This window comes from Alteromonas sp. AMM-1 (assembly GCF_047290655.1).
GTDB lineage: Bacteria > Pseudomonadota > Gammaproteobacteria > Enterobacterales > Alteromonadaceae > Alteromonas > Alteromonas mangrovi.
This window is the reverse complement of record NZ_JBLBUE010000160.1, coordinates 1-7,841: the sequence shown is the minus strand read 5'-3', so window position 1 is coordinate 7,841 and position 7,841 is coordinate 1. Positions and strand designations below refer to the sequence as shown.

The window sequence follows — 7,841 nt, the reverse complement described above, 5'->3', positions numbered from 1 at the left end:
TGAAATGCGATGTACCATTCCAGACCTGGTAACCCACATTTTTTAATTCGTTGGCAATCATGAGTTCACCGTCGTTTACACGCCCTAATTGCGACTGATACGCCAATGCGAGTGCTTCAGGTTGCTGCTGATAATATGCCACGCCATGTTCAAGCACTACACCAAAATCGGCATCAAGTAGCAGCGTTTTCTCTGGCAATTGCGCTTCTACCATAACGTGGCCTGGTACCGTAATAATAGTATTGGCTATCCCTTGTTCATCGAGTAATCCCGACAGCGTCATTGACGCATCACCACAAATCCCTATGCCTCTGGCTAAACTGCGGTATGGATCGCTGAAGTGATAACGTTCGTATTCCGGAATACCCGTAAGTACCCCCATCAGATACAGAATGTAGTTCTCCCAAACCGGTACGCGCTGGTGAAATGTATCCGGGTCGTATAAGAGCCATTCAACATGAGCGATTCCCCCGGCCAACGCCAATGTGAGACGGCGGGCATACGCTTCGTCTGTTTCTGCAGGCAGACGCACTATGGCTTGTTTTAGTTCAAGTGGAGAGAGCGTTAAATCCTGCTCGCCAAAGCGCAATACTTCAGGAGTAAGGCCCTGGGGTCGAATCTCTCGGTTCAACCCATACAAATTGATAGTGATGAGCACAAAGCCCACAAGCATAGTGAGGATCATCCCACTTTTTACTATCAGATTGCCCGCTTTAAGCACTGCCTATTCCCCTTGTTTGCACTTATACGTATGACGTTTTGTGTGTATTTCTTCATGCAGGTACGGCCATATAAAATATCGTCCATTACGATATAAATCGCGCGGTACACTTACGCCAAATCGGCTGAATTAGCCTGATAGTGTAGCGATAACAATGTACCTGTTTAAGAGACAACATCAATACCAGTTGGAAGATGCTAAACAACCCCACCGTTATCGCGCAATGAGCAACAAGCTGCCAAACCGATGTCACTGTAGGCACCGCCAGGAAGGCCACATAACCACTGCAGTAAATAAACACAATTGCTGGCAATACCGGTGACAAGAGCGACCCAAAGGCATGTTTGCCTACAAAGGCGCCAATTACCACAATAAAAAATAAGCATACCGAGATCACATCTAATGCAATTTTATATTCAGCAAGTTCATACACACTGGAAAAATCTATCGACACAAACAAAATACACTGTACCAGCGTAGAATAAATAGAATATCCGAGGAGTAATTTAGTACGATCCCGCAACATCACTACCTGACTCAATATGTTGTTCAATGTGGCAACAATAATGAAGAATGCAAATATGCCCAATAATTCTGAATACTGGACCCACTTTTCTCCCAGAATCAAATCCACAACGAAATATGAATGCACATACATCAAATAAATGACTGGGGCAGTGATTAAGGACATATAGAACAACACAACCTGTAACTGCTGCTGGAAATAGGATCGGTTGTTTTTAAATTGAGAAAATTGGGTTAATAGCGGTCCCCCTAGCGGGGTGATGAAAGTAGAAGTAGGTAAATCTGCATAGTACCGCATCGAGGTATACGCACCGATGGTCGCTTTTTCAAAGGTGATACTCACAAACATGGCGTCAATCTGGCTGCGGAAAAAATTAATGATGGACTGAGGCAATACCCATTTAGAAAATTCCCACTGTGGCTGAAAGTTCTTCAAGGTGAATCGCGGTTTCATGGGCGCAATAATATAACTGGCAAAAAACTCGCTAATGGTAGCCAATAGCTGACCAATTACTAATGCCCAGTAGGTTTCAAAAATCACCGCAATACTAATTGTGATACCCGTTGTGATAACCCGCGAAGAGATCTGCCACTTGGTTATAGCGCCAAGTTCTTGGTTTTTTAATTTAAAAACCATACCCGGACTATTAAATAAACCAATAGCCAGATGCAGACTCAACACCAGAATGATAGGCATCAGTCTGGCATCATCGTAAAACAACGAAATTGGATAACTGGACAATGCCATTAGCACCGCTAACCCGCCTTTTAGCATCAGGTTTAGCGACCAGTTAGTCATCACATGCTCTTCCGTTAATGTCTCCCGGCTAAGCAGGTAACTCACACCTCCGGTATTTGAGATCACAACAATAAAATTCAAAAATATCAACGCAATAGCAACCAAACCATAATCTTCTGGCGTGAGAATACGCGCCAGAATGACCAAGCTGACTATTCCAATTAATCTTCTGGATAATTGCGTTAACACAGACAATAAAATTGCAATGATGCCCGAGCGAGCAGTGAGCATGATGGGTCCTTCTAAGCCGGTTACCGGGTAACCATGTCAAACGGGTTATTGTTATTCATAAAATAATTAGCGGTACGTTACCGATTTGCGTTTGCCAGTATTTTGGTAAGACGCTTGCGAACCAGACGCTTCTTAACGAAACCCAGTTGCGAAGTCAGGTTATCAAAGTCGTTGTCTATTTTACGGTTGATATCCATCATATCCGCTGGCCACCGTTCGCAAGGCAGAGCGTCCAGGAATACTTCCTGAATCTTACCCAGCTCATAACGGGCAATCCTGTTGATATATAAGTTAATATCGCTGCGCTTGAAAATCGACAATTTTTCAAAATCATACCCCACCCCTTCAATCCAGGTGGTGCGATTAGGCAGATTAAAATTGGTAAATCGCAAATCAGTATTAGCTGCTTTCGTTAAAAAAGAGTCGATCCAATTCAGACCAATTGGCAAACGAAAAGGTGTCTCCCTGATTCGTTCAATGAAAGCATGCTTCATACCGTATAAATTACCGAAGAAACAGGCCCGCTCAATTACCAGGCTGCGATAGAAATCTATATTTCTGCCTGACAAAGGCATACCTGCAATGACTACGGTTTGCTCATCACTGTCTGCAAGCTTGCCAGCCATTTTCTCGAAGCAATGTTCCGAAAACTGAACGTCTGCATCGGTAAAAAAATGGACTCCTACACTATCGGCAAGCTCGTGAACATAAGTGTTCCAGGCATTACATTTGTCGCCCAATGCGATTTCGATCACCTTAAGACGGTTAAAGCCCAACTTGTCTTTTACCGCATTGGCAATTGCAACCGTCTCATCGGTGCAACCATTAGCGATCAAATAAAAGCTATGTAACTGCTCGTTAACGTTATTAAAAATACTGGTGATGGATGCCTCAATATTATTTTGCTCGTTGTAAGCAAACATCACGATATTATAGTTTTCGTTGTTCATGCGACCACATTCCCCGGTCTGTGTGCACGCCCGGGCATGCGTTTGGGTGGCTCTGGTTCCTGCTGTAAGATATCTTCACTGGTCGATCGTTTAGCCAGATAATAATTGGCAGTAATCAACAGCAATAGAAAGTAAAACGGCTCAAAGATGATCAGATCCAAAAACAGCGCGCCGGTGAAATACCCGATTAATCCCGCCATGCACGACATATTAATGTAATCGAATGTGGAATTAGGTTTAACGCGCTTCCGCACAAACTTAAATTGTTTCCACGATACCCAGAAAAATGTCAGGTAAATAATACCCGCAAATATCCCGGTATTGGCCGCAAAGTTAAGAAACGTGTTATGCGCAACGTGAGGCGACTTTCCGGGAAACAGTAATCGTGAAGCGTACTGAAACCGCTGAGGACCAGCACCCAGCAATGGATATTCCTGTACGATATCAATCCCCACTGACCAGGATACCAGTCTGGGGTTCAGGGGCTTATCTTCTGATTCCGTTTGCGCCTGCTCTACCGTATTGGTAGTGCGCTGGGTTAGCATTCCTCCCTGATAAACCAGCATTGCCACAAAACCGACGCCCATCAGAACATTGAGACTTTTCGACTTAACCTGCATTGCAAAAAACAACGTTACCGCAGCTGCACTTAATAAAGCACCTCGTGAAGCAAACAGAATTAGCGCATGCCAAATAAATGGAATGGTAAATAACAGGCCATATTTAAGCCATTTATTCGGAAAATAGCGGGCGCCAAACATAACGAATCCCAACCCACTGGTTAGAACAATAGAGGTAACGTTACCGTCGGTATAAGGACTCAACGCGGGCCCCATCAGCCGCCCCTGATTAAATTGCGACCAGTTGGCACTCAAATAATGATCGTTTGCCCAATAGGCGTAGTACACCGTAACGAAAATATACATGAAACCAAAAAACTTGATGGTAGTTTCCTGATTAATTAGCGGCAGAACAATGAAGTACATAATCGTGATAGTGGTGAAAGTACTCACAACCAAATCACCACTAACCAGTGAAAAATAGCTTTCAAATGGCGTTAATGCATTCGATAGATGAAATATTATGGCCAGTAACACCACACCTTTAAACTGACCCGACTTATACACTTCCCAGTGAATATTTCCCTGAACAGCATGCCACATCCAGGCCACAATGGTGATCACCGCTGAAAACTTAAATACAGAGAAGTCTTCAAATGCCCAGAACCAGATGTACTGGGGCTGCATAACAGACACAATAGAATACACCAGCGCTGCAATCCAGGGAGCCCTGAATAGCATTAAAAAGCTGGCTATCAGCGATAAATATAGGGCTAACTTAACCATTGTGTTTCACCACACTCACCTCTATTTTCTTCAGCACGTCCTCACTTCCTTCTGAGCATCCTTGTGCGTATTTTGCACATTCTGGTAGCTTGTGACCAGAACAGATCACTCGGCCTTTACGGTAATCGGCATGCCATTTCGGCTAGCCACTTTTTACCCCATATTTGGCGTTCATTTGCTCGTTCCCCAGCTTGAATCTCGCTGCCATCTGTTCATCAAAATATTGAGGGTACTTTCCTTTTAACGGCAACTGCTTTATTAACCAACGCATGCCACGCAATACAATATTGTTATAACTTAAAGTGACCAGTTTATTCGAACACAACTGATTTAACCGTCTGATTAATCGTATATTGTTATAATCTGAAGAACGGTTTGACACCTTATCTCTTACGGTAAACGCCTCTGACGAATACGGCAACCCTACACTGGAGACAAAGTGATGAATAAGTTGTTCACCTTGCAGGGCACCAGGCTTACGGCCTATTTCAGCAATATGAATATTGTTTTCGCCAAAATACTTTGCCCATTTTTCCAATTGAAATGCATAGTCAAATTCGGACTCCGGTTGAACAGTATTCACAAAATCCGGATACGACAATTTCCCCAAAGCAGGACCGTGAATTAACTGCGAATACACGCTCTTTGCCATCGCCACTTGATCGCGATAATAAAACAATACTGAAACTGAGGAAAAATGCGGTTTTAATAATGCAGCCAGACGCTCTACCGATTGTGCGTTCAGGCACTGTGAATAGAGTGATTCGGAAGAAATAACCATGCTGTGAAACTGTTCGCTCTTTTTAGCTTGTTCCAGCTTGTTCACAAAGTCAGTTTCAAATTTTTGAATAAAGGTTTTCAACGCATTATCGTGAAAAGCACGGAGAGTATAAATAAAGTAGTCCGCGTTTTCGGGATACCCCGCCCATGCAGCAAGTTGCCAGTGATCCAAAAAAGTCAGATTTTCATCTATCAGATACCCTTGACGACCAAGCGCAGCCTGGTTGTCCTCCAAAAAAGCCTGTATTGAAGTAGACCCTGCTTTGTGACTGCCAATGTGCAAATATAACTTCACTGTTTCTCAACCTTATTGCAAGTGCGCCATCACGTTATCCAACCCAAAATGATTCACCACATTGCGGATACAAACATCGTTCTGGCCACTCTGTACATTGTCTTTAGCCAACCCGGAGTCATGTGTCGAACGCCAATTCACAATATTAAACGTCTGACTGGCCAGTCTGGCGTGCCAGCCATTGAGTCGGGCGCAAAAGAAAAACCACACATCATCCGCAGTGGGCGCCAGTGACATAAAAAGGGACTCGTCGGTAACTTCAGGTAAAAAGCAACCAGGAGGATACAACACGCCACCAATACCCGTTGGAAATAACACGCCGGCTGTATACCGAACATTCATCTTCCATGACGAATAAGGCGCAATATCGTATTGCTGGATCGCGGGTTGATGTGCCCGATAAGCGATAATGCCAGGCATGCGAAGATAATCGTTAACCAGTATGGCCAGCCAATCCCGAGGATAATTTACATCATCATCTGCCGTAACCAGAATATGCTCTGGTGAGGCCTTTAGCGCTGGCACCAGCTTTTTGTATGAACGAGTATCACTGCAAGTTTTAATTTCAAAAAAATCGATGCGTTGCGGTAAAGCAGTAATCTCGGCAGGCAATAAACCTGCGTCTTGTTCAGCCACCCAAAGCACAAGTGCATCAGGCCGTACACTTTGGTTGATAAGTGTTTTTAATGTATAAAGCAGCGTATCAAACCGGGGGGGATATGATGTCAGGTTTACTGTTAAAGGCGCAGCTAAGGCGTGCTTTTGTCGCGACGGTCGCAAAGGTAGAAAACGCACTTTTTTTTCCGCAAGCCAAGACTCAAATTGCCAGTATTTTTGTTTGATTGCCTGCATACAACCTGTTCTGCTGTGTTAAATGTGCGTAAATGCGTATTGCTCAACCCGAATCGTATTAGGGTACAGTAAAAAGGGTACTCTGCAACAGTAAATTCACAAGCAGCCGCCCTCAGATACAAACAAAATTCGCGTCCCCTTCCCAAAGCGGAGCAATTTGCCTAGTATGCGGATTATCTTAGCCTTTTGCGTGCGCAAACCGGGTTAAAAGCCATTCAGCGAGGATTTGGTCATGCAGGCTATCGGCTTTCGAAGTGACATTAACTTTTTACGTGCCATTGCAGTAATACTGGTGGTGGTATTCCATTTTTCTAACACATTATTACCCGGCGGGTTTGTGGGAGTGGATATTTTTTTTGCGATATCCGGCTACCTGATGACCGGGATCATTTTCAGCCAAATCCAGGCGAACACATTTTCGCTCATTTCGTTTTATCTTGCTCGCGCAAAACGCATTATTCCCGCCCTTGCATTCATGGTTTTGTGCGTACTCTTGTATGCCTGGTTTTATTTATACGACGTAGAGTTTATAAACCTGCTTAAGCACGCTTTTTCATCACTTTTATTTTATTCAAACGTCGTCTATTGGCAGGAAGCAGGTTATTTTTCTGCCAGTTCACATCAAAACTGGCTGTTGCACACCTGGTCATTGTCTGTTGAATGGCAGTTTTATATTGTTTACCCCATTATCCTGTTAGCATTAACCAGAATCGTTGGCTTACGCTGGACAAAATTACTCGTTATTGTTGGTGCAATAGCAAGTTTCGCCGCGTCGGTTTACGCCAGCAATATCTGGCCGGATCCGGCTTACTTTTCTTTGCCTACCCGTGCATGGCAGATGATGGTGGGTGGCATTGCCTTTTTATTTCCCGTCGCCTTGTCAGCGACTAATAAAAAGGCCATATCTTTGCTTGGTCTGTCATTTATGCTGCTTTCAGCCATCTGGGTTTCATCGGAAATGGCCTGGCCAGCATGGCCCAGTATACTGCCAATTCTGGGGGCCTATTTGTTTTTGATTGCCAACGCCAGTAACCAGGTATCACTGTATAACACTGCGATATTTACATTCACCGGTCGGTGGTCATATTCCATTTACCTTTGGCACTGGCCGGTAGTTGTGTGGATGAATAACCAAAGCTTCGCCATTGACATGTGGGTAATTGGAATGGGGATTGCCTTGTCGGTACTGCTCGGCGCCCTGTCTTTCCGCGCTATTGAACAACGCAGAGCCCCTTTGCTATACATTGTAGTTTTTAGCACTACAACCTTTTTTGCAGCAACTGCTCACAATGTTGGGCTGGGCTCTCAGTCATACAGAGCCATTTCGCACTCTACAGGTAAC

General features: G+C 44.2%; 7 protein-coding genes. 1 reads left to right on the top strand and 6 read right to left on the bottom strand.

The window, feature by feature from the left end:
* The 6 genes from ACLR2L_RS17045 to ACLR2L_RS17020 all read right to left on the bottom strand — a co-directional run.
* Positions 1-721, bottom strand: a 721-nt coding sequence (locus tag ACLR2L_RS17045; protein WP_413369814.1) for a hypothetical protein, incomplete at its 3' end; no start/stop codon positions are given.
* A gap of 85 nt (positions 722-806) precedes the next feature.
* Entirely contained in the window at positions 807-2,276 is a 1,470-nt protein-coding gene (locus ACLR2L_RS17040) for an oligosaccharide flippase family protein (RefSeq protein WP_413369812.1), read from the bottom strand.
* A 77-nt stretch (positions 2,277-2,353) separates the two neighbouring features.
* Positions 2,354-3,226 (bottom strand): glycosyltransferase, encoded by an 873-nt coding sequence (locus tag ACLR2L_RS17035; protein WP_413369810.1) that lies wholly within the window; start codon positions 3,224-3,226, stop codon positions 2,354-2,356.
* A complete protein-coding gene (locus ACLR2L_RS17030; RefSeq protein ID WP_413369808.1) occupies positions 3,223-4,572 on the bottom strand; it encodes an O-antigen ligase family protein in 1,350 nt (449 codons plus the stop codon). The genes ACLR2L_RS17035 and ACLR2L_RS17030 overlap by 4 nt, the downstream gene beginning before the upstream one ends.
* A 142-nt stretch (positions 4,573-4,714) precedes the next feature.
* The gene (locus tag ACLR2L_RS17025; RefSeq protein WP_413369806.1) at positions 4,715-5,647 is read right to left on the bottom strand and encodes a hypothetical protein; all 933 of its coding nucleotides are present in this window, start codon (positions 5,645-5,647) and stop codon (positions 4,715-4,717) included.
* A 12-nt stretch (positions 5,648-5,659) separates the two neighbouring features.
* Complete coding sequence (locus ACLR2L_RS17020) at positions 5,660-6,283, bottom strand: hypothetical protein (RefSeq protein ID WP_413369804.1); 624 nt, start codon at positions 6,281-6,283, stop codon at positions 5,660-5,662.
* A 448-nt stretch (positions 6,284-6,731) separates the two neighbouring features.
* On the opposite strand from ACLR2L_RS17020, the gene ACLR2L_RS17015 reads away from it, so the two are divergent.
* The coding region (locus tag ACLR2L_RS17015; protein WP_413369802.1) for an acyltransferase family protein at positions 6,732-7,841 on the top strand (1,110 nt) is incomplete at its 3' end.